A 23,594-nucleotide genomic window follows, 5' to 3' on the forward strand; every position below is an offset into this window, starting at 1 on the left:
AGCCACGCGCCCCGGTATTTCGCGCAAGTTCGCGGCTTACAGTTGAGACGCTACGGCCTATCGCTTTGGCTATGGCCCTCAGTGACGTTCCACTTTTCACTGCCTGGCAGATGTAGTACCGTTCTTCCCTGGCAAGGTGTGCATAGCCCATACGCCCTTCAATCTTTGGTTGGATGGAGAGGCTAAAGGGCTATACCACCTTGCCTTTTCATTCAACTTTGAGGGTGTTGCACTTGTAAGTTGAATCCGCCCTACAAAATGAAATAATGTAAAAATTTTTGCAATTATGCTTTATGCAAGTTGCAATATGCTTTTATCACAAAATCAATGCAATAATCCTTTATAATTATCATTGCCTGTCGTCATCCAGGCCTGCCGCGCACAGTCACCGTCTGAACATCAGTTACCACACAAACAACCGTAAAAACACACTTTCCAACTGAAGTCTTTCATGCTAGGAAATTACGAATATATAACATTCACTTTATTTATTTGACAGCACAGCATTGTGCTGACTTAGGTCAACATTGTACTATTCATGAAACATATTGCCTTTATCTTAAAAGGCATAAATATTGATATTAAATATCAAGCTTAAACAAAAAAATGTGGTGTCAAAATTATAAATTTGCAAGCATCATTTTTCTTGCAAATAAATAAATGGAGATTCTGATGGAAAACAAGAATGATATTTACTCAGCAATGGAACACGATGTTTCTAATTCTGATTTGTCAGAAGAACAAAAAAAGAGATTTTTTAAAAACATTCTTCAGCTAAAAAATCAAGAAATCAACTTAATGATTACTGGTGCAACAGGGTGCGGAAAAAGTTCTACGATCAATGCACTGTTCGGTACAGAAGTTGCAAAGGTTGGAGTCGGAGTTGATCCAGAAACAATGGATATCAGCCGTTATGAACTAAAAAATTTAATACTTTGGGATAGCCCTGGATTAGGAGACGGAAAAGAAGCTGACACACGCCACGCTAAAAACATAACACAAAAATTACACGAGCGAGATAAAAACGGAAAAGCACTCATAGATTTTGTGCTTGTCATTCTTGATGGTGGTTCTCGTGATCTTGGAACATCATATGAACTTATCAATTCAGTCATAATTCCAAATTTGGGAAAAGAGCGTGAAGGACGCATTTTAGTTGCAATAAATCAATGCGACATAGCTATGAAAGGAAAATATTGGAATGATATTGAAAATAAACCTGAACTTCCGCTTATTAAGTTTCTCGATGAGAAAGTAGCGTCAGTTAAGAGAAGAATTAAAGAAGGAACCGGGGTTGATACAACTCCCATCTATTACAGTGCTGGATATAAAGAGGGAGATCAAAAGCAAAATCCATATAATCTCTCAAAGCTTTTTTACTATATTGTGAAAAACACTCCAACCAAAAAGAGATTAGGATACATTGAAAATCTTAATAAGTCTTGTGAAGTTTGGAGCGACAATGACGAACTCAAAGATTATCAAGAAGAGATAAAAAAATCATTTGCTCAAACAGTATGCGAATATGCGGCAGACGGAGCAGAAATTGGTGGTAACATAGGTAAGATATTTGGTAAGACAGGCGAATTTATTGGCAAGACAGTAGGGACTGTTGCGGGGGCAGTTGTTGGTGCAATAAAAAGCTTTTTCTCTTTTTGGTAGAGTTAGATCCACTGTAATTTTACATCAATAACATACAAGTAATATCTATCACGACAAGAGGCCGATATGTTTTCATCATATAGAAAGAATGACATTAAAAAAAAACTTGAATCTATGTCTATCTATCCTCTTGACGTGATGATAACTGGTGTGACAGGTGCTGGTAAATCTACTACTATCAACGTACTGTTTGGTGAAACGGTAGCAACTGTCGGTTGTGGTGTTGACCCAGAAACAATGGATTTAACAAGTTATGAATTAAGTGATGTGGCGCGCTTTTGGGATACACCAGGCTTAGGTGACGGTGTTGAAGCCGATCGTATTCATTCAAAAAAGATTATAGATTTACTTTATAAAACTTATACCAGAGATAATATAACTCATGGCTTCATTGACTTGGCTCTAGTTGTTATTGAAGGGTCTCATAGAGACTTGGGAACCACAAACAAACTCTTATGTGACGTAATTATTCCTAACATCCAAGCAGATCGAATTTTAGTTGCGATTAATCAAGCTGATATGGCTATGAAAGGTAGATTTTGGGATAAACAACGTAATGAGCCTGAAGAACCGTTAAAAGATTTTTTGGAAAATATGTCTCTTCGCTTTCAGATTAGAATCCAAGAAAGTACCGGAGTAAAAATTAATTTGCCAGTCTATTATTCTGCTGCACATAATTATAATATCGAGCAGCTTATGGACATGGTCATAGATAATATCCCTACTCAACGTAGGCAATTGGTAAAGTAACCCCAAACTACAGGTTGTAGTTAAACTCCAACGGTCTTTCAACAAATCGACTACCTTTGATAGTGTATTTACAAATATGGATTGCAAATTAATTTTTGTATAAATTCATCATCTAATATATAATTAAATCTCTAAACTACAATCAATTATAATAAGCGGTCTCTCTGAAGAAAATTTCCCCAGTCTTAAAATCCTCCACGCACGCCCTGACACATCCAAGCACCCTCAAACACATCCTGCTACTTCAACAGCTTAGTTGTAAATTCCCCCTTTCGTAGTGCTATTATCCTCGCAAATACCCCGTAGGGCGCACTTCAGTATTGCTTCGTAATACGTGCGCTCTCCGAGGGTAAAAAGGCAGTCTTCACCTTTGGTGAGAAGTGGTCCCACCTTGCGCTGGTCTGTAATGGCGGCGCGGTGGGTCACACGACGAGGCCGCAACACCCCGCGCATATCACCCGTGATATTTTGCTTGGCGCGGCCCGTCACCACGGCATATCGGAAAATTTGCCCCATAATTTGCATGAGGCGGCGGGCGGTTTCGTTTTGTCCCCGCGCTTCAATGGGTTTGACAATGGCAAGAATGTCCTGCGGCTCAATGCGTTTGATGGTCTTATTGCCAAGCACAGGCAAGAGATAGGTTTGAAGCCGAAAGAGCATGGTTTGGCGGTGCTTTTCTGTGAAATCCACAGTCTGTGAGCCGTGCAATTCCAAAGCAATGGCCTTGAAGGTATCACGGTTTTCAGAAATCAGCGCATCCCGCTGTTCCCGCTTTTCTTGCGCTGGGTCGATACCCTGCGCCAGCAAGCGCTTGGCGTCTTCGCGCTATTTCTGGCATCTTTGAGGCCCACAGTGGGATAGTCACCAAGACAGAAGCTTGCTCTTGCCGCCATAGCGATAGGCCATGCGCCAGAGCTTACTGCCATTGGAGGGGATGAAAAGGTACAGCCCGCCACCGTCAAAATGCTTCTGTGGCTTGTCACTTGCCTTCAAACTGCGAATGAGGGTATCGTTAAGCACATGTTCTCCCGTTGAGTTTCTTGATGGGGAGATACCTACATCGTAGAAAAATAGATGTATGTATAGGTGTTTAAAGTGTAGGTATCATCTTAGCACCACGGCTTCGATACCTACAAATATACCTACAAAATGTGCGGATACAAGGTGACTTGGGCGCACTTTGGGAAACGATACTGGAACAAAAAAGTAATAACTCCAAAGCAGTTACGCATTTTGGAGTTCTTCTTGATACCTACATTTGGCGTCCTTAAGGGGATTTGAACCCCTGTCGACGGCGTGAAAGGACAGACTCTAACCTTCTGAATTCAATAATTCCTGTGGTGTCACACAACTCCGCAGCGAACCAGCGCTTGAAACGCATCAAGGGACATTGGCCGCCCGAAAAGGTACCCTTGAAAGGCATTGCAGCCCAAGCTGGTGAGGAAGCCCTTCTGGGCTTCGGTTTCCACGCCCTCGGCGATAACCGACAGCCCCATGGCCTGTCCCAGGGCGACAATGGTTCGGGCGATGGCCGCGTCATTGGCGTCCGTCAGCAGATCCTTGACGAACGACCTGTCGATCTTCACCTGGTCCAGGGGCAGGCGTTTCAGGTAGGACAGCGACGAGTAGCCGGTCCCGAAGTCGTCCAGCGAGAACGTCACGCCACGTGACCGCAGAGCCAACATCTTGGTGATGACGTCTTCGACGTTATCCACCAGCATGCTTTCCGTGAGCTCGAGCTTGAGGTGCTGAGGGTCGGCCCCAGTTTGCTCCAGCGTCGTAACCGTCTGTTCGATGAAGTTCGGCTGCCGGAACTGAAGGGCGCTCACATTGACCGCGAGCGTGAGATGGGCCATGTCCGGCTGGTCACTCCAGGCCGCAATCTGTCGGCAGGCGGTTTGCAACACCCACTGCCCCAATGGCAGGATCAACCCGGTTTCCTCGGCCAAAGGAATGAAGTCTCCCGGCATCACCACGCCCCTCTCCGGATGGTTCCAACGTATCAGCGCCTCGGCACCTACAAGGCTGCCATTATCCCATTGCGGTTGGTAATGAAGAGAGAACTGTTCTCTTTCGATGGCCAGATGCAAGTCATTTTCCGTCTCCACACGGGAATCGAGGGTGTTCTGGAGGTCAGGCGAAAAGAAGCGTATCACATTGCGTCCTGCCGCCTTAGCCTGATACATCGCCATATCGGCCTGCATCAGAAGCTTGTCAGGATTCTCATGCTGCCCCCCAAACATGGCTATGCCGATGCTGGTCGTGCCTCGGTATTCTCTGTCGGCAAGCTGATAAGGGTGATTGATGGCGGCAAGGATTTTCTCGCCGACTCCCTCGGCCTGTTTTGCCGCCTCTTCAATAGATTTACTCAACTGTTCGATGAGCACAATAAATTCGTCTCCGCCCAGTCGGGCCACGGTGTCGGCCTCGCGCACACTGGCGACAAGACGCTCGGCAACTTCTTGCAAAAAGAGCTCGCCGATGGCATGGCCACTGCTGTCGTTCAGGGTCTTGAAGTTATCGAGATCAATGAACAACAAGGCGCACTTGCACATGTCTCTGGTGGAAAGGGCGAGAGCTTGCTGCAAGCGGTCCATCAGAAGCCGCCGGTTGGGCAGATGCGTTAACGGGTCGTAAAATGCGAGGGTCTTGATCTCCTCCTCGGCCTTCTTGATATCGGTAATATCCCGTGTGACGGAAAGAATGCAGCGTACACCATCGAGTTCAATGACCGACGCAGACATCAAACCCCAAAGTAGTTCCCCGTTCTTTTTCCTGAATTGGGTCTCGATGTTCTGGCAGATGGAATTCTGCTTCAGTCGTTCAACCAGATACACACGACTTTCGGGATCGCCCCAGATATCGATGTCGAAGGACGTGCGTCCCCGGACATCATCTTGGCCAAAGCCCGTCATGCCGGTAAATCCGTCGTTGATCTCTACATAAGCCCCATCGTCCAGATGGTTGATGGCGATGGCGTTCGGGCTGGTCTTGAAAACGAGACGATAGCGCGCTTCGCTGGCGCACAGCGCCTTTGCCGAATGCAGTCGCTCGGCCTCCCGGGCGAAATTGCCCAGCGCGAAACTGATGTCCATCGCCATTTCGATCAAAAGCTTGCGGGCCTCCTCATCGAAGGCATCGACCGTGTCGGCGTAGATGACAAGGCACCCGACCGCAGAACCTGCGCGATGCAACGGGAGGGAAGCCAGCCCGTGAATGCCGGCATTCGCCGCGCGTTCATGCCAAGATTGCGAGGTGGGACCGATCTCTAGATCATGGGCGAAATCCTGATACCATATTGCCTGATCCTTGCGGATCGAGGTGGTGGCAGGTGCCCTTGAAAGCGGGTTACCCTCATCCATTGGAATCAGGAGATCATCCAGATACCCCGTGTCGTCGCCATACGAGGCGACCGGTTCGAGCAGCGAGCCCTCCTCGTTGACAAAGCCGATCCAGGCCATTTTCGCAAAGCCGTAATCGACCGCGCAGCGACAGATCTTCGGGAACAGTTCGACTTCGCTGGCGCAGTGTACGATCGCCTGATTGCACTGGCTCAACGCCGCGTAAAGATTGGCCAGGCGCCGTGATCTGGCCTCGGCCGCCTTGCGCTGGCTGATGTCATGCACGATGGAAGAGAGGATGGGCCTGCCATCGAATTCCACCGGCGTGGAATAAACCTCGACATCGCGAACCTCGCCGGAAGCGAGTCGGTGACGGAAGTTGAAATAGTAACGCTCCTCGTGAAGCGCCTGCTGGCATTCGAGCGCGACCTCATCGGGGGGCAGTATATTGATCTGATTGATGTTCATTCCCGTCAAACGTTCCGGCGCATAGCCGTAATAGGCCGACGCAGCACGATTTGCGGCGATGATCTCACCGTTCGACGGATCGACCAGCAACATGAGCGAGCCATTATCCTCAAAGAACCTTCGGAATCGGGCTTCACTTTCGGCCAGCGCCTGCTCGGTTCTCTTGCGCTCGGTGATGTCGAATTGCGTGCCGATGTAATTGGCGACGTCTCCCTTTTCGTCCCTGACAACCGAGATGGTAAGCCAGGTGGCATAAAGATCGCCATTCTTGCGGCGGTTCCAGATTTCTCCCTGCCAGGTGCCTGCATGGTCGATGGCGTCCCACATGGCCTGATAAAGCGCCGCATCGTGACGCCCGGATGAAAACAAACGTGGAGTTTGGCCGATCACTTCTTCTGCCCGATAGCCGGTGATCTCCAGGAATGCCTGATTGGCGCGCAGGATCACTTTATCCGGGTCTGTCACAATCATGCCTTCCTGGGAGTTGAAGGCAGCGGCGGCAATGGACAGTTCGGCATTCTGCGCGGCAATCCGGGCGTGAAGCTTGGCTAGCCGTCGATTCCAGAGCAGAACGCCAGCGAACAAGACTGCGACGACAAGTCCGATTTTCCACATCAGGGCATAATCGAAGCCTTGCTCGTAACGGACGGCAAGCCATCTATTGAGAATCTCCTGGCGTTGATCCTGAGGTAGGGCATTGATCGCGGCCTGGAAAATGCTGCCCAACAGCGGCTCGTCGTTGCGTGTCGCCACCGCCATCTCGAATTTTTCGTCCAGTTGTCCGGCCACTTTGAGATCGAGAAACGCGTGAGATTGTATCTGGTAGGCGGCGATGGGCAAAGCGCTGACAAAGCCGAACAACTTTCCCCTTCTGACTTGTTGTAACCCTTCGAGACTGCTATCGAATTCTGTTATACTGGCCGTTGGATACTGCGCCTTGAAGGCCGCGACATAGGCCGTTTCCCTGATGCCGCCAAAGGATTCATTTAAAAATGGTTTTAAAGAGACGATGAAGGGTTGATCGTTCCGGGTCACGACGACAATGGGCATGGATAAATAAGGGGTGGTGAAATCAAGGAACTCTTTCCGCTGTTCGGTCATCCCCGCATAGGAAAGGATATCACATCGCCGGGCCTTGACGAATTCGACCGATTCGTTCCACGTTGTGGTCGGAACCAGGGTGATCTCCGTGCCGATGAGGTTTGCCAATTTCGAGATGATATCGGGGGCGATTCCTTGATGGGTTCCGTCGCTGGTAATCTGGGCAAAGGGCGGGGTCGACGGCGCGGAACACATCCTGACCGGCCCCTTGCGGCGAAGGTAGTCCCGTTGTTCCTCGGTCAGGTCGATGCGTCTGACCTCTGATGTCGCTTCGCTGACGGCGCCGGAGCCGAACCACTTGGTTTGTAATTCCTGCAACTCGCCGGGGGTCACCGAGGCCAGCGCCTTGTCGAGCATGGAGATCAACTGCGGAGCGGTCTTCTGCGCCATGAAGTAAAAAGATTGAGGCCTTCCCTTGTCAAATTCCGTGGCCCAGGCGGAAATCTTCAGATCCGTAAATCCTCGTCTCCGCAGCCAGTACTCGGCAACCCCATCCCCTTGAACTGCGGCATCGGCCTCTCCGTTCGACACGGCCTCCAGCATCTGCTCGACGCTGTCGCGGAAGATCCGTTTGATGCCGGGGTACTGTGCCGCCAAAAATTCCGAGTCTGCCCACGTCTTGCCGGTCGCGACGGTCTTGCCGTTCAACTGCTTGAAATCGGAAATGTTCGCGTCAACCTTGCGCGTAACGAATACCTGCTTCATGCGAAAGTAGGGCTCGGAGAAGATGCCGAGCTCTATCCGTTGCGGTGTGCGATAAAGCGAATGCAACAGGTCCAGATAGTCCTGCTTGAACAGTTGTAGAAGCTCTTCCCGGGTCGGCCGGGTGACGTATTCCACTTTTAACCCGATGCGCTGGGCAAGCAGATTGATAAGATCAATGCTGTAGCCCTGCGGCCAGTTCCCGACGGCAAAATCGAAAGGTGGCAAGTTGGTTTGATTGCCTACGCGGATAACGGAATGATCTTGTAGCCATGCCCTTTCATCATCCGTCAGCCCAAGACTCCGAGCCTGATCGACGGCTACGGCCGGTGGGCTGGCCGCCAGAAATATCGCTGCGGCCAGTACCATAAACAGCCATTTGATACTGTTCATGAGATACTCCTGGCATTGTAGGGCGATCATTCCATGGCAACCGCCTCTTATCTCTGCATCTGCAAACTTCAATCCGCCTTCCGTGGGCAAAGTATGGGTATATACATTTATGCCACAAGCAAAAATATTTGTGAACAAAAAACCCTTCTCACCACTGTCGGCAACTATTAAATATATATGGATATTTTTACTATTCCTTTTCTAAAATATTTTTCCGCACGCAACGTCATCTCGGATTCCGAGTCGAAATCCGCTTCAAATCGAAAAATAAAACAATAATGGGAGTTTGCAGCCTGCTTTATGGAACTGCATTTCTATTTTGGCAGAAGACTCGGGGGACAACGGCCCCCACCCGATGGGCGCAGTGCGGAACTGGTAAGACCCCCATCAGGTAGACAAAGCAAAAAGCCCCACCATGCTTAAACTTTGAAAGCATGATGGGGGCCTTTGCTTTTGGCTGGTTGCCGCCTGAATTTCTGAACCTAGCCTTGAGAATCAGGCAAAATCATACAAAAAAGCAATGCTCCGTCTTTGCCTGGGGCTATTTCAAGCCTTTGTCGTCCTCCACCGGGGTTCCGTCTGCCCGTTGTGAAAAACGCGGCACAGACATATGGCACGCGCCACGGCCCGTGCGGCGGGTGAAGTCCTGATGATAGGCCTCTGCCGCATAAAATGTCCCGGCGGGCGCAAGCTGGGTAACCACGTTGTATCCAAGCATGCGCAAACGCCCCATCAGCTTTTGGGCCACGGCCTTTTGCCCGGCATTTTCATAAAAAACCGCCGAGCGGTACTGTTCACCCCAATCGGGGCCCTGCCTGTTCAGCTGGGTTGGGTCATGGATTTCAAAAAAACGCCGCAGTATCTGCTCGTATGAAACGCGCGCCGGGTCAAATCGCACCAGCACGGCCTCCGCATGGCCCGTATCACCCCGGCAAACATCCTCGTAGCTGGGATTGACCGTATGGCCGCCCGTGTAGCCGGAAACAGCCTCACACACGCCCGGTATCTTCTGAAAGGCATCTTCCACCCCCCAAAAGCAGCCCCCAGCCATAATTGCCGTGGCCGTGCAGCCACTTGCCGCCGTGGGTTGCGCCGTATTGGCCGCAGCACTCGCATGGGCAGCAGGACCAGCAGGGCCAGAGGTTTTGTTGTCCAGCCGGGCCAGCGCGGCCTTTTCTTCATCGCTTCCTGCCGGGGCAAATTTCATGGAAAGCGAATTGACGCAGTGGCGCGTGTTTTTTTCCGTAAAGCCCTCACCCTCAAAAACATGCCCCAAGTGCCCGCCGCAGTTGGCGCAAACAATCTCTACCCTGCGGCCATCGGCATCGGGCACGCGGCGCACCGCGCCCGCCACCTCCTTGTCAAAACTGGGCCAGCCGCAACCGGATTCAAACTTGTCCTCAGAATGGTACAGCGGCATGCCGCACTGGCGGCATATGTAGGTTCCTGCCGCGTGGTTATCAATATATTCACCAGTATAGGGCGGTTCTGTGGCCTTGCGTAGCAGCACATCGGCCTCAAGACCAGAGAGCGGCGGCATGGGATAGGTCTTTTGCATCAAAACCTCCTTACCTTCTGCCTGGGCATTGCCCGCCACAGGGGGCAGGCCAAGACACAGCAGGATAAATGGTATGCAAATGAGGAGAAATAACGTCCGTGCAAATTTGGGCATGTGCTCCTCCCGGCGCATCGGTGGGTGGTACTTTTACATAAGCACCTGGCCGCGCCTGTCGAGGGTGTGGCGCGGCACAAAATGATAGTGCGGCACGTGCCACGCCCCTGCAAGAAAAAAGCGCCCATCCGCAAGACGGACAGGCGCAGGACGGACAGGCGCAAGCACATGTGGAGCACAGGAAAATATTATTCGTCAAAACCCTCTGGATGGCGCGAATGCCAGGCCCAGGCCGAGGCAATGATGCTGTCTATGTCTGCCCGCGCAGTCCAGCCCAGCACTTCGTTGGCACGCTGGGCCGAGGCCACAAGTCTTGCCGGGTCGCCGGGGCGACGCGCCCCCATGGCAACCGCAATCTCGTGCCCGGTAACGCGGCGGGCGGCCTCCACCATCTGCCGCACAGAAAACCCCGTGCCATTGCCCAGGTTGCACACCTCGCTTGCACCGCCAGCACGCAGATAATCAACAGCGCGCATGTGGGCATCGGCCAGCTCCACCACATCAAGATAATCGCGGATACACGTGCCGTCTGGCGTGGGGTAGTCATCGCCAAAAATAGTGACATGCGGTCTTTTACCCAGCGGAACCTGAAGAATAATGGGGATCAGGTGGCTTTCCGGCCTGTGGTCTTCGCCAATTTCGCCCTGTGCCCAGGCCCCCGCCACATTAAAATAGCGCAGAATCACAGAGCGTATGCCGTGCGCCCCGCCCACCCAGTGCATCATGCGCTCCATGGCAAGCTTGCTTTCGCCGTAGGGATTGGTGGGCCGCAGAGGGGCGCTTTCCGGGATGGGCACGGCATCGGGCTCGCCGTATACCGAGGCGGTGGACGAAAAAACAATCTTGTCCACATGGTGACGAACCATGGCCTCAAGCAACACCATCATGCCGTGGATGTTGTTCTGAAAGTACCTGAGCGGCTGCTCCATGCTTTCGCCCACCAGCGAGCAGGCGGCAAAGTGCAGTACGGCCTCAATGGGCTGCTCTGCAAATACCGCGTCAAGCAGCGCGGGATCGCGCATGTCGCCGGTGTAGAGGCGCACCCCCTGCGGAACAGATGCCCGGTGACCGGTAAGAAAATTGTCGAGCACCACCGGGGTTTCGCCGCGCTCCAACAGGGCGCGCACGTTGTGCGAACCGATATACCCAGCACCACCGCAAACCAGAACAGCCATACTCGCTCCGCTCCTTCATCTCGCCGCAAATTGGCGGAGGGTAATTTTGCACTTGTCGAAATCATTTGGCAAGAGGATAGAAAAGGCCCGCTCACTCGCCCCATGCACATGGCATGCGGGTTCGCTGGCGGGCCTTTGGCTGGTGCGGCAAGACCGCGCCGCATTTACAGCTGCTTGAGCACGTCTTCTGCAAACGAGGCCACAGCCTCGGGATCGTTGGCGGCGTCGCCTTCCATCTTCAAGCCGTCTGCAATAATGACCGCCCCAAGCTCCTTGGCGCGTTCTTCAATGGCGGGAACAGCGCCACAAAAATGTTCGTATTCCTGATCGCCGGAAGCAAAGGCAGCCACCTTGCGGCCAGCCAGCTTCATGCGGTCAAATTCATCAAACAGGGGAACAAAGTCGTCCTGCATTTCCAGGTCTTCCATGCCCCACGCCGAGCAGCCGAACAAAACGGCGTCATAGCCCTCTGCCAGATTTTCTGCCGAGGCGTCTGCTGCGTTGAGCAGCGTAACTTCATGCCCGCCAGCTGCAACCAGCTCTTCAAGCTTTTGGGCGATGCTTTCTGTATTGCCGGTGCTGGAACCGAATACGATGAGTACCTTGCTCATGGTGGTCTCCTTGACGTCCTGTAGTTTAAAATTGAAATTCATTTTCTAAATGGATAGGGCCGTTCAATCCGGCTGTCAAGGCAAACCATCATGCCCCATGATTTTTACCGAATCTGGTACGTGGCCCAATACTTTTCGTGACACACGGCGGGCAGTGACCCGCGCAAGTCCACATCAGCACCAGCGCCACAAAACATCTGTGATGGACATCACAAAAATAAAATAATTTTCTGGCCCGGCCCCTTGCGGCTACACACGTAAAAGGCCCCGTTGCAGCAACGGGGCCTGAATAGGGGCATCTTTTGGGCGCGGTATTATTCGCTGGGCGTGTCCTCGCCCATGGCGTCGTCGCCGTCTTCCGGCAGTGCCGCGCCTTCACGCGCCTTGGGGGCTGGCATGCTCCACTCACCCGGCAGAGGGACGGCCAGCTCGGCCTTTTCGCCCAGATAGGGGTTAAAATAGCCGTAGCGCAGCCAGGGGCAGAGCTTTTTGAGGCGTTTCATGAATGAGGTGAGCCCCATGCTGGGCGAAAGTTCCAGCTTGTCCGGCCCTTCGCTGCTGCTCATCAGCTTGAAATACCATTCGGGATCAATATTGAGATTGCGCCACTGAATCATGCTCACGCCGTTTTCACCCACCAGATGCGCCAGGGCGTCGAGTTCTTCTTCCGTATCAGTAACACCGGGGAAGACCAGCAGATTGAGCGAAACCCATATGCCGCGCTGCCGTGCCTCGCGTATGGAGGCGCGCACATCGTCAAAGGAATATCCCGATGGCCGGTAATACCGGTTGTACAGTTCGGGCCGGGCGCTGTTGAGGCTCACGCGCATGCTGGTAAGCCCCGCCTCTGCTAGCCGTATGACGGCATCGGTACGCGAGGCGTTGGTATTGCAGTTTACCGTGCCGGGGCCCTGCCCAGCGCGGAACTGCCGCACACTCTCAACCAGCAGATCAGGATTCATGAGCGGGTCGCCCTCGCAGCCCTGACCAAAGGAATAGATGGGCGTGCGGGTTTCGCGCCCGGCGTGAACACGCATGACCTCGGCCAGTTCTTCGGGGCTGGGCGTAAAGGCCAGCCGGCATTGCGGCGTGGACTGGATGGGCGAATCCTTTTCCTGCGCAGAAATACAGCCAACACAGCTGGCATTGCACGACCGCGAGGATGGCAGCGGGGCCTCGTAGCGGCCCAGGGCAAAGTTGCGCGCCGCAGGGCAATCGTAACGCGCCACGCAATTATCCATGATGTGGCGGATAAGCCTGTTCTTGGGATAATCGCGCAGCAGGCCGCGTGCCCCCTGCTCGATGCGCCCGCGCGCAATATGGCTGAATATCTGCCGGGGCTCGGTGTCTACCCGGCGGGCACAGATATAAAACCGCCCCTTGGCATAGCCCACTGCCCCATAGGCAAACAGGGGCAAAAGCGGGGCGTTTTCGCCGCTTTCGTAGGCTGGGTGGGCCGAAATGGTATAGCCGGGGGCGGCAAAGGCCGCCACGGCAAGCGGGGCCTCGCCTTCTGGCGGCGTGATAAGCCCGGTTTCGGGATCAAGCCCCACGGCATTGCGCCCCGGCAGCAAAAAAAATTCGCTCTCGTCCGGCAGGGGGATCAGCTCGTCGGGACGCGGCAGCCCCCACTGGGCTCCCCGGCGGCAAACCATGAGCAGATCAGGATCATCATAAATATTGCCGCGCTCGTCTGCCATTACAAGATGCGGTTCAATGTGTTGCGCGGCCATAAAAGCTCCTTGCCCAAGAAGTGTTGAACGTATATAAAAACTGTCGGCCGGGCCTGCCCGGCCCGTATTTTTGGAGGCCTGCCATGTTTTCCATCATGCTTTTCATCTTTCTGTGCTTTTTCGGAATACTGGCTGTGCTGTACCACATGCTGCGCAGCCAGGAAAAACTTTGCAAATCCCTGCACGAAGAACATGCCCAAATGCGCATGATGCTGCGTTCGCTTGAATCACGCCTTGATGCCATGGATGTTGCCGCCTCCGCAGCGGCTGGCAGCGGCAACGGCGCCACGCGCCTGGCCCCCCGCCCTGCGCCCCAACCGGCAGAAGACCCCCTGCTGCACCTCAGCTTTGGCGACCCGGCCCAGAGCGCCAGCCCCTCGGCCCCCGGCGTAGACCCGGCACTGGATCTGCATTTTGATCCCGCCGTGGGCATACCTTCCGCACCGCACCGCAACGGCAGAAACTGATCGCCGCCACAGCGCCAGCTCCCTGACAGCTGCGAACCGCCAGCAGATGCCGCGCGGCAGCAACAGCGCAACTGTTGCCCCTACTGTTGCCAGGGCAGCCCGAATTCCCCTCTGGCCGCAGCCAGATAGGCCTCTCCCAACCCAGTGGAGCGCAGTTCTTCGGCCCAGTGCAGATAGGGCAGCCGCAGGCATTGCCTGCGCACGTCGGCAGCATTGCTGCGGCGGCGCGCAACAATGTGGGGATCGCTGGCCAGCAATGCTCGCACCCGGCTGCTGAAGGCCTCGGCACGGTGTACTGCCCTGTGCGCATTGTCAATGCATTCCAGAGCGGCCCGCCGCATGCGGTCGGCCTCGTCCGGGTGTTCTAGCAGATGCCGCACCTGGGCCACAGCCTCATCAGCGGCGGCATCCACCGAAGCGCACAGCCCGGAATCAGACGAATCTGCCGCATAGCAGCGCAGATGTTCGCCTTCCCTGAAAAGATCGGTCAAGCCGTGGCCTATGCGCGGCGTTACAAGGCAGCTGCCACAGCCCATGGCCTCAAAAACCCTGAAATTCAGATCGCCGTGCTCGCAGTGGTTCAGCACAACGCGCGCGCGGGCATACAGCTGGCGGTAGGGGCCTGTCACCACGCGCAAGCCCGGCAGTTGAGCCCCCACCCTTTCCAGAAAGGCAGCGCGCAGGGGCAGATTGGCGTTGACCGTGCCCACAAAAACGCAGTCCGTATCTCTTGCGATGCCGGATTCCGGCCAGTCATCTGCCCAGGCAAAGGCTGGCGACCACCACACCCTTTCCGCTGGCAGATACGCCCCAGCAAACCGGCCCCCATGCCCGCGCAACGACACAAGACACGCATCAAAAGCCTGCGCGTAATACGGTTGCCACGAATGGATGTGAGAATCCACACTGTAAAAGACGGTAAGGCAGGGAAAGTCCTCTACCCCCAGCACAAAGGGGGCACGGCTTTTATCGGCAACCACCAGCACGTCAGGCTCAAAACCGGCAATGCGCACCAGATCATGCCAGCCAAATACGGCAGCATGCTCAAAATTGTGCCGGGCCACCGCATCCCAGCCGCAGGAAGCAAGGGCGTCGCTAAAAAAAGGACTGCCTATCCACAATAGCCGCTGCATGCGCCCCCGCCATCGGTAATGAGGTTCTGCGCCAACTGCGCCCAGATACTTGGCATCCCATGCCTGGCGGTTGCCAACAGGCCCGATTTGCAATAGGTTCAAAACCTAGCCTTGACGCCCCAAGGCGTCAAGACGCGAGAATACACATGCCGTTAAACCCCAGCCGGATTCGCCTGATAACGCGCATTCTATTGGCGCTGCTACTAACCCTGTCGGCAATGTCGGCGGGGGTCTTCTGGCTGTTGCAGCGCAACCCGCAAGCCCTGGCCGAACATTATATTGAACAGATCGCCGCCAGCACCGGGCTTGCCATCACGGTTGAATCGGTCAATGTGGCGCTTTTGCCCCTGCCTTCACTGGCTGTCAGCAATGCCAGCGTGCAGGGCAAGGGGCTGAGCTTTACCGTTGCCTATGCCACGCTGCGCCCAGATTTTCTGGCCCTTTTGCGCGGCGAACTGCTGCCCCGCAATATCACCCTGCTGCGCCCGCAGTTTCAGGGGCAAGTGCCTGTGGCCCTGGCCAGCTCGCTGCTGCAACCTGACCCGGCAGAAACCGCAAAAGACCCAGTCAGCGGCCAAGCCAACGCCCCCGCTGCCACTTCTGCTGCCCAACCTAGTGCCCCGGCCAGTGCCGCTGCCGCTTCTGCAAACCAGCCTGCTCCAGCGGCCAATGCCGCTGCGGATGAATCATCCCTGCAATCGTGGATAGCCCAGCTTGCCACCGGCACAGGCGCACAGGCATCGCTGCTGCCGGGGCGGTTCAGACTGGCGGTTTCGCAGGGCGAGGTAAACCTCATCGGAACAGACCAGACACGCCTGACAGCCACGGGCTTGCAGTGCGACATTGAAGCAGCAGAAACCACGCGCCTTCAGGGCAATCTTTTTTGCGCCACGGCCGTGTTGCAACCAGAGAATCAGCCCCCGGCACGGCTTGACCATCTGAGCATCGAGGGCAAAACCAACATCTCCGCCCCCCTTTCCAGCACGCCGCTGCTGGCGGCCAGGGGCACGCTGCAATTGCCCATCTGGCTGGCCCGTCTCAATTTTTCTCTGGCGCTCAAGGCCGACGAGCGTGGCTGGAGCCTCGCCAACGATCTTGAGGCCGAGCTGCGCAAGGACGAAGTACTGCTGCCCGCCCATATCACCGGCACGGTGGGAGGACGTAAGGGCGACAGCCAGTCGGTCAGCCTTGAAAACATGCGCCTGCTGCTTGGCCCCGACGATGTGGCCGTCAACGGCATGCTGCATCTGGGCGGGCCGGACATGTTTCTTATGGAAGGCAGGCTTCAGATCCAGAGGGCCAGCCTCACAGAATGGCTGGGCTTTGCCCGCAACCTTGCGCCCGGCCTGCAAGTGGCCCTGGACGAGGTGACCCTGGGCAGCCTTGATTTTTCAGTAGACGGCAAGGGACTGCGCGTGCCGCACATAGACGTAACCGCCTCTGGCAGCCGTTTTCTTGGTTCTGGCGGCGTGGCAAACTGGGCCAGGCCCGAACTGGTGCTCGACCTCAAGGCCGAAACGGTAAACCTGGGCCGCGCCATCCCGGAATCTGTGGGCGTACAGCCCGCAGAACCCCGCTACGGGCACGGCCCCCTCACGCCCATGCCGGGCAAGCCTGTTGTGCCGGGCGAGGTGGGGCTTGATTACAACATCCGGCTGGGAGCCACGCGCGTCAACTACGGCCCCATTGTCATCAACGACGCCCTGGTGGTCATAAAGCAGGGGCTGGTGGACCCGGTTACACATTTTGAAGACACCCTGCTGATCGTGGACGGCACACTGTACGGCGGCAGCGTCAAGGGCGATACAATCCTTGGCGGCAGCCCCGAAGCACCCTATGCCATCCGCCTGCACATGCGCGATGTGAACGGCGAAAACCTTGCCAGGGATCTGCCCGTCATGCCCGTGAGCGGCGGCAGGATGCGCGGCGATGTGGACATAATGAGCCAGGGCCGCGAGCTGGATACCTTCTTGGGCAAACTGCGCGGCACTGTGACCGCAAGGGCCGAAAAAGGCCAGCTGCGCCCCCCGAGCAATGCCAGCTCCAAGGCATCGCTGGGTGCTGTGGGCTTTAAAACGCTGGATGTGAGCCTCAAGGCCCGCACGGCAGCGTGGGATCAGGGCCGTTTGGGCCTTGAGGGCCAGTGGGCCGCCACCATCACCGACGAGGGCATTGATGCCGATGTGGCCCTGAACGGCAGGCTGTGGTTCAGCGGCGACGGCGCGGGCGGCGGCAATATGGACTTTCAGAATCTGCCCGGCACGCTCAGGGCCAACCTGAGCGCAGAAAAATCCATTCAGCCAGAGGGCTTGCAGGCGCAGGTTGCGGGCAAGTTCAGCTGTCAGGCAGCGCGCAACCAGGTTTCGGTCAGCGATGCGCACGCCAACGCCCTGGGAGCCGATATTTCTGGTTCGGCCCAGCTTGGCATGGGTAAGGATGGTCTGTCCTGGCAGGGCAAAATATCCGCCTTTATTCCCGATTCTTCCAAAACACTGCGGCTGATGGGCGCGGCCAGCCCCAGCGTGCCGCAAGCCCTGCGCCGGGTCGAGCTTGATACGGCCTTCAGGGGCGATGCTGCATCGCTTTCGCTCACCGAAATCAATGCCAAGATTGACCAGAACACCCTTACAGGCTCCATAGGGCTTGACTGGCGCAAGGAGCTTGCGCTGCGCTTCAAGCTGAACATGCCCCATCTGGATATCGACCGCTACATGGGCGACAAGTCGGGCGGCGCAACGGGCGACAGCCCCAAGCCCAAAAAGCCGGTTGAGGGCAAACCATGGGATCTGCGCTTCATGAAGGCTTTTTCTGCCGAGGGCGAGGCGCAGGTGGGCCTGCTTACCGTATGGAAGCTGCACACCCAGGACATGCGCCTCAAAGTCAGGATGGAAAACGGCAACCTCAGATATGAAACACTTGGCGGCAAGTTTTATGGCTCACCGCTGGCCGCGCACGGCGAACTGCGCTTTAACAAGGGCGTTAGCTTTGCCAATTCCCTAAGCATCGACAACTTTGACCTGGCCGCTGCCAGCAAGGACAGGGGCGGCAGTGCGGCTCTGGGCGGGCAGGCCACAATCCATTCCGAGGTGGATGCCGACCTGACCGCCTCTGGCCAGATACCATCCCGCCTTAACGGAAAATGGCGCTTCAACGTTCACAACGGTTTTTATCAGTCGCGCGACAAGGACGGCCAGCTCAAGGGCAAACCCACGCGGTTTGACGCGTCGGGCAGTTCTGGTGCTGTTACCGGCGGCATAGCCAGGAGTGGTGATTTTTATCTCAAGGGAAATGATCTGACGGTTACCGGCGGCGGCTGGGTTGATCTGAACAACGACACCCTCGACTGCAATTTTACCGTAAACATGAAAAATCTGCCCGAGTTTCCCATGCGCCTTTACGGCAGCCTCGACAACAGCAAAACATCCATTGGTGCAGGCAAGTTACTGCTCAACACCCTTGGCGGCCTCACCATGGGCGTTGTGGATGTGCTTGGCAGTGTGGTGGAAGGAACCTGGAAACTTTTTAGATAGCAAACCCGCCTCAAACACAACTTGCCGAGCATTCTTCTTTGCACCCGTTGACAGGGCCAGTTTTAGGGGATAGGGTGCCAGTTGTGTTCTTTTTTGCACAAACTAACTCGGTTCCGGCAAGGAGAGTACCAGTGAACATCCTTATTTTTGGCCCCAACGGCAGCGGCAAAGGCACTCAGGGCGACCTGATCAAGCAGAAGTACAACCTCGCCCACATCGAATCCGGTGCCATCTTCCGTGAGCACATCGGCGGCGGCACCGAGCTGGGCAAAAAAGCCAAGGCTTACATTGATCGCGGCGACCTCGTGCCCGATGACATCACCATTCCCATGGTGCTGGAAACCCTGAAGACCAAGGGTCAGCAGGGCTGGCTGCTCGACGGCTTCCCCCGCAACATGGTGCAGGCCCAGAAGCTGTGGGACGCCCTTCAGAAAGAAGGCATGCAGCTTGATTACGTGGTTGAAATTCTGCTGCCCCGCGAAGTGGCCAAAAACCGCATCATGGGCCGCCGCCTTTGCAAGAACAACAACAACCACCCCAACAACATCTTCATCGACGCCATCAAGCCCAACGGCGACGTGTGCCGCGTCTGTGGCGGCGAACTCTCCTGCCGCTCTGACGACCAGGACGAAGCCGCCATCGGCAAGCGCCACGACATTTACTACAATACCACCGACGGTACCCTGGCCGCCGCGTATTACTACAAAGATCTGGCTGGCGCCGGCAAGACCAAGTACATTGAACTGAACGGCGAAGGCAGCATTGATTCCATCAAGGAAACCCTGCTCTCCAAGCTTGCCTAATCTGCTTTTTTGCAGTTGCAGCCCTGCCGCCTGACCCCTGCGGGTTATGCACGCAGGCATTCTGCAAACGCCATATGCAAGAGGCCCTGCCACAGGCGGGGCCTCTTGCTGTTTTTTACAGGCACATGTGCCCAATCCTACATGCCTGCGCAAAGCAATACCCCAAGTTGTGACAGCATCACATCTTGATTAAAAATTTTACCAATTAAAACATTCAGTTAAAAAATCTTAAATTAATACAACAACAACATTCAAATACCTATTGACAATATTTGAAAATCATTCATAAAGGCATGAAACTTTCAAGACCACTGCTTAAACGCATACTTTGCACTAACCTGCCAAAGATCATGCTGTTACAGAAACAGACTTTCAATCCCAGCATTGGGCTGTGGTACAGATTTTTATCTGTCCAGGCCCACGCAACAGTTCCTGTCATTTCGCCAATGCAGTGTGCAAGCCGAGCGAATATTAGCCCTGGTTTTCCCGGGGCTTTAGTCTCACCCCCCAAGCCTGGTTCAAGCACCATGGATACTGAGACATGCCAGAAATATCCAAGCCACTAATTTCATTCGTAATATTAATACTGCTTTTTCTAACGCCCATTTTCTTTATCCACGACTACGCCACCGACACCACCTCGAACCTTTCAAACAGCACCCTCACAAGACTGGCCGAGGTCAATGCGCGCGCCAGCAACAACTTTTATCAGACTGTCCGCGCCAGCATGATGGAAATGAACGGTCTGACCAAGTATCTGGCACAAAACAACAGCGGTGCCAGCCGGGAAGAAGTTCTTGCCGTTGCCCCCCTGTTTTATGCACACGGGGTGCGGCGCTTCAGCATTGTAGATGGCTGGGGCAAGGGACACGATGGCAGCGGTGCCCAGGTAGATCTCAGCCGGAATGCAGTTTTTTTGCAGGCCCGCGAAGGTAAAACCCAGGTTGACACAGAGGGTGGCACAGACAAACAGCGTCTTTTGATTGTGGCCAACCCCATGGTGGTGCAAAACAGGGTCAAGGCCGTTATAATCAGTGAATTTCCCGCCGAGGGCATTGAAACCAATCTGGAAACCTGGGCCTTTGGCAGCAATACCTACAATCTGGTCCTCAATGCTCAGGGAGACCCCATATTTGTGGCTCCGCCGCCCGGCAAAAGCATGGAAAACCTTTTTCCATCCTTTGCAAGCCAAGGCCTGCCCGCAGCCGTTACAGACCGGCTAAGGCAGGCGCTTTCCGATTCTCAGCAGTCGCCGGCTTCTTTTTTTGACAGCACCATGGGCCTGTTTGTGGCCACCAGCCCCATTGATCGCTTTGGCTGGCGCATGGTTTCGCTTGTTCCCCAGGGCGTGGGCAATGCCGCTGTTTCCAAGCAAACGCTTATCACCAATGAGCTTGTGTGGCGTCTGGCCATACTTGCGGGCATAATCATCACCTTTGTTCTGCTGCTTGAGCGCAATTCCTCGCGCAAGCTGCGCCGCCAGCAAGAGGACTACCGCACTATTATCGCCAGCATTTCTGGCGGTGTGCTCAAGTTTTTCAGCCCTGACGGCACGTTTCTCTTTATCAGCCCAAACTACAAAAAAATGCTTGGCTTTACAGATGCCGAATTTGAAAAAGCCTACGGCAACAGTTTTGCGGCCACCATTTACGAGCAGGACCGCGATTCCGTATTGCGCACCATGCGCAGACAGATAAAAAACGACCAGCCCATTGATGTGGAATACAGAACCCGCGCCAAATCTGGCGCGCTTGTATGGCTGTACCACAAGGGGGCCGAGGTCAGGATTGAACACGGGCGCTCCTATATCCAGAGCATTGTATTCGACATCACCAACAACAAGGAAGCCGCTCTCTCCAAACGCATATCCGACGAGCGCCACCAGTTTATTCTGGAACAGCACGACATCAATATTTTTGAACAGAATCTTGCCAGCGGCTATTTTTCGTGTTCGCCGCAGTGGCTGCACACTTTTGGCTCTGTTTTCAACATACTGGAAACTGATACGGCCATTCCGCTGTTTCCCGATGACCGGGAGCGTCTGCTCGCCTTCCAGAAGGAAGTGAGGCTCGCGCCCCACCAGCACAAATGTACGGCAGAGATACGCCTGCGCGCCGCAGAAGGCGAATACCGCTGGTTTCGTGTTGAGGCTTCATGCATTGCCAACACACAGGGCACGCCCATTTACGCCATCGGCATCATCACCGACATTGACCAGCAAAAGGCACTGGAACTACAGCTGCGCACCCAGGCCACACGCGACAGCGGCACGGGCATGCGCAACAAAATGAGCACAGAGAAAGCGGTTTCGCAGTTTCTGGAAATGCACGAATCTCCCCTGCCGCAGATGTACGCCATGTTCATGATTGACTTTGACAACTTCAAGGGCATCAACGACCGCTTTGGTCATGCCATGGGTGACAAGGCCATTTTTGACATGGCCCAGATCATACGCCGCAACTTTCGTGGCGTAGACATTGTGGGCCGTGTGGGCGGTGACGAATTTCTGGTTTTCTGTACGGAGAAAATGTCCTTGCACTCCATCCGCGAGCGGGCGCTCACTCTGGTGGAACAGCTGCGCACAGAGTGCTGTGACCAGAACTCGTGCCTTACCCTCACCGCCAGCGTTGGCGTGGCCTGTTGCCCAAGAGACGGCAAAACGTATGTTGAACTGTTCAACAAGGCAGACAAGGCCACCTACGCGGCAAAAAAAATGGGCCGCAACAGGTGCGTATTTTATAGAGAGATGAGCGACAGCCCCTCCAAGGATTCTCCCGTGCAGTAGCCACCGTATTGTGCATGCAGAAAGGGCGGCTGTTGTAGCAACAGCCGCCCGTTTACATCTTAAGGCCAATATCGGGACTGGGCAGCAGCTCTATCTGTGCCGCAGGGCATTCAGAATTTCCGCACCCAGGGCAATGGCCTGCGGTATGGCTTTTTCATTATTGATACTGACTGCCACCCCGTATCCTGTCTGGCGGTCATAAAAAAATGCGGAGCCAAAACCGGGAAACGAGCCAAGTTTGCCAATCAGATCTATCTTGGGTTCGCTGAACAAAAACAGCGTGCAGCCATCGAGCTCGCTGCTGAGGTAATGGCTGCTTTTTGAGGCGTACACAGCTTCCTTGCCGTCTGTCAAAACCAGCGGTCTGAGGGGCAGGGTTTCCAGAACCTTGTTTTTCAGCAGACGGTCAAGATTGACCAGCCGCACCACATCATCGGGCGAGGCAACCAGATTGCCCGTGCCAAGCGCAATGGCGATACTGGCGGCAAGGGGCAGCTGCATTTCGCCGTCACTGCCGCTGTACCCGCTCACCAGCCGGGGTACAACAGCGCCGTCCACCCCTGTCAGCAGGGTCTTCATGCCCAGCTTGTCCACAAACACTTCGCGTATCTGCTCCGCATAGGTGCGGCCCGTGATTTTTTCGGCAATAACGGCAAGCATGAGAAAGCCGGTATTGCAATAACGCTGTTGCGTTCCGGGTTTGAACAGGGGGGGCTGTTTTGCCACCATGCCAATAAGCTCTTCTGCGGGCCAATCGCGGGCCAGATTTTGCAGCACTGCTGGCTGGGCAAGCATTTCGGGTATGCCCGATGTATGCTCCAGCAGATTGCGCACGGTGATGCCCTTGCCATTGGGATAGGTGGGGAAAAACCGGTTGATGGGCGTATCATAGCCCAGTTTACCCTCTTCAATAAGCCGGTGAATGAGCGTGGCAGTGAAAACCTTGGTGATGGAGCCAATCTTAAAACGCGAGGCTGTTGTTACAGGTACGGGATTCTCCAGCGATGCTGTGCCAAAGGCTGCACATATCGGGGCATCCTGCCCATGGCGCAGCACGGCTACAGAAAGGCCCGGCACGTCGGGTTCGGCGGCTTTTTTAGCGGCCAGGTCCACAACAATGCCGCGCACGCTTTCGTCCTGATGCGGTTTTTTGCCCGCGCAGGCAGTGAGCACCATGCACGCAATGCAAAGCATGGCCGCCAGCCGGGCAAGCCTGGGTGCGGCGACAATACGGGTCGAAAAAAGGCAGGAGTGGATCATGCATTTCT

At 54.8% G+C, this 23,594-nt stretch carries 16 protein-coding genes; 6 read left to right on the forward strand and 10 right to left on the reverse strand.

What is annotated here, in order from left to right:
• On the reverse strand, nt 1–151 hold a 151-nt coding region (locus ACE3NW_RS08410; RefSeq protein ID WP_374279632.1), incomplete at its 3' end, for a helix-turn-helix domain-containing protein.
• 521 nt (nt 152–672) lie between these two features.
• Between ACE3NW_RS08410 and ACE3NW_RS08415 the strand changes: the two genes are divergently transcribed.
• Nucleotides 673–1,662: a GTPase gene (locus tag ACE3NW_RS08415; RefSeq protein ID WP_374282348.1), complete on the forward strand. Its 990-nt coding sequence runs from the start codon at nt 673–675 to the stop codon at nt 1,660–1,662.
• 66 nt (nt 1,663–1,728) lie between these two features.
• Nucleotides 1,729–2,412, forward strand: coding sequence for a GTPase family protein (locus ACE3NW_RS08420; RefSeq protein WP_374282350.1), 684 nt, complete (start codon nt 1,729–1,731; stop codon nt 2,410–2,412).
• Between the two features lie 252 nt (nt 2,413–2,664).
• On the opposite strand, the gene ACE3NW_RS08425 is transcribed toward ACE3NW_RS08420, so the two are convergent.
• The 7 genes from ACE3NW_RS08425 to ACE3NW_RS08455 form a co-directional block, all read right to left on the reverse strand.
• Nucleotides 2,665–3,219 (reverse strand): tyrosine-type recombinase/integrase, encoded by a 555-nt coding sequence (locus tag ACE3NW_RS08425; RefSeq protein WP_374282352.1) that lies wholly within the window; start codon nt 3,217–3,219, stop codon nt 2,665–2,667.
• Nucleotides 3,220–3,273: 54 nt separating this feature from the next.
• Nucleotides 3,274–3,432, reverse strand: a complete 159-nt coding sequence (locus ACE3NW_RS08430) for an Arm DNA-binding domain-containing protein (protein WP_374282354.1) — start codon at nt 3,430–3,432, stop codon at nt 3,274–3,276.
• A 323-nt stretch (nt 3,433–3,755) separates the two neighbouring features.
• Nucleotides 3,756–8,417, reverse strand: coding sequence for an EAL domain-containing protein (locus ACE3NW_RS08435; RefSeq protein WP_374282356.1), 4,662 nt, complete (start codon nt 8,415–8,417; stop codon nt 3,756–3,758).
• Nucleotides 8,418–8,958: 541 nt separating this feature from the next.
• Nucleotides 8,959–9,975, reverse strand: coding sequence for a bifunctional methionine sulfoxide reductase B/A protein (locus ACE3NW_RS08440; RefSeq protein ID WP_374282358.1), 1,017 nt, complete (start codon nt 9,973–9,975; stop codon nt 8,959–8,961).
• A 302-nt stretch (nt 9,976–10,277) separates the two neighbouring features.
• Nucleotides 10,278–11,264, reverse strand: a complete 987-nt coding sequence (galE, locus tag ACE3NW_RS08445; protein WP_374282359.1) for a UDP-glucose 4-epimerase GalE — start codon at nt 11,262–11,264, stop codon at nt 10,278–10,280.
• 164 nt (nt 11,265–11,428) lie between these two features.
• The gene (locus ACE3NW_RS08450; protein ID WP_374282361.1) at nt 11,429–11,875 is read right to left on the reverse strand and encodes a flavodoxin; all 447 of its coding nucleotides are present in this window, start codon (nt 11,873–11,875) and stop codon (nt 11,429–11,431) included.
• Between the two features lie 314 nt (nt 11,876–12,189).
• Complete coding sequence (locus ACE3NW_RS08455) at nt 12,190–13,608, reverse strand: radical SAM protein (RefSeq protein ID WP_374282363.1); 1,419 nt, start codon at nt 13,606–13,608, stop codon at nt 12,190–12,192.
• An 83-nt stretch (nt 13,609–13,691) separates the two neighbouring features.
• Between ACE3NW_RS08455 and ACE3NW_RS08460 the strand changes: the two genes are divergently transcribed.
• Nucleotides 13,692–14,075 carry a hypothetical protein gene (locus ACE3NW_RS08460; protein ID WP_374282365.1) on the forward strand — a complete coding sequence of 128 codons (384 nt, stop codon included), beginning with the start codon at nt 13,692–13,694 and terminating at the stop codon, nt 14,073–14,075.
• 80 nt (nt 14,076–14,155) lie between these two features.
• Here the strand turns inward: ACE3NW_RS08460 and ACE3NW_RS08465 are convergent, their stop codons facing one another.
• On the reverse strand, nt 14,156–15,208 hold the full coding sequence (locus tag ACE3NW_RS08465) for a glycosyltransferase (protein WP_374282367.1): 1,053 nt from the start codon (nt 15,206–15,208) through the stop codon (nt 14,156–14,158).
• A 146-nt stretch (nt 15,209–15,354) separates the two neighbouring features.
• Here ACE3NW_RS08465 and ACE3NW_RS08470 point away from each other — a divergent pair, with 146 nt between their 5' ends.
• The 3 genes from ACE3NW_RS08470 (at nt 15,355) to ACE3NW_RS08480 (ending at nt 22,326) form a co-directional block, all read left to right on the forward strand.
• A complete protein-coding gene (locus tag ACE3NW_RS08470) occupies nt 15,355–18,738 on the forward strand; it encodes an AsmA-like C-terminal region-containing protein (RefSeq protein WP_374282369.1) in 3,384 nt (1,127 codons plus the stop codon).
• Nucleotides 18,739–18,869: 131 nt separating this feature from the next.
• Entirely contained in the window at nt 18,870–19,541 is a 672-nt protein-coding gene (locus ACE3NW_RS08475) for an adenylate kinase (RefSeq protein WP_374282371.1), read from the forward strand.
• A gap of 541 nt (nt 19,542–20,082) precedes the next feature.
• Nucleotides 20,083–22,326, forward strand: a complete 2,244-nt coding sequence (locus ACE3NW_RS08480; RefSeq protein ID WP_374282373.1) for a GGDEF domain-containing protein — start codon at nt 20,083–20,085, stop codon at nt 22,324–22,326.
• Nucleotides 22,327–22,416: 90 nt separating this feature from the next.
• Here ACE3NW_RS08480 and ACE3NW_RS08485 read toward each other — a convergent pair whose 3' ends face one another.
• Entirely contained in the window at nt 22,417–23,586 is a 1,170-nt protein-coding gene (locus ACE3NW_RS08485) for a serine hydrolase domain-containing protein (protein ID WP_374282375.1), read from the reverse strand.
• Nucleotides 23,587–23,594: the final 8 nt, after the last annotated feature.

The sequence above is a fragment of the Desulfovibrio sp. genome, from assembly GCF_041907885.1.
In the GTDB taxonomy this organism is placed as follows: domain Bacteria; phylum Desulfobacterota; class Desulfovibrionia; order Desulfovibrionales; family Desulfovibrionaceae; genus Desulfovibrio.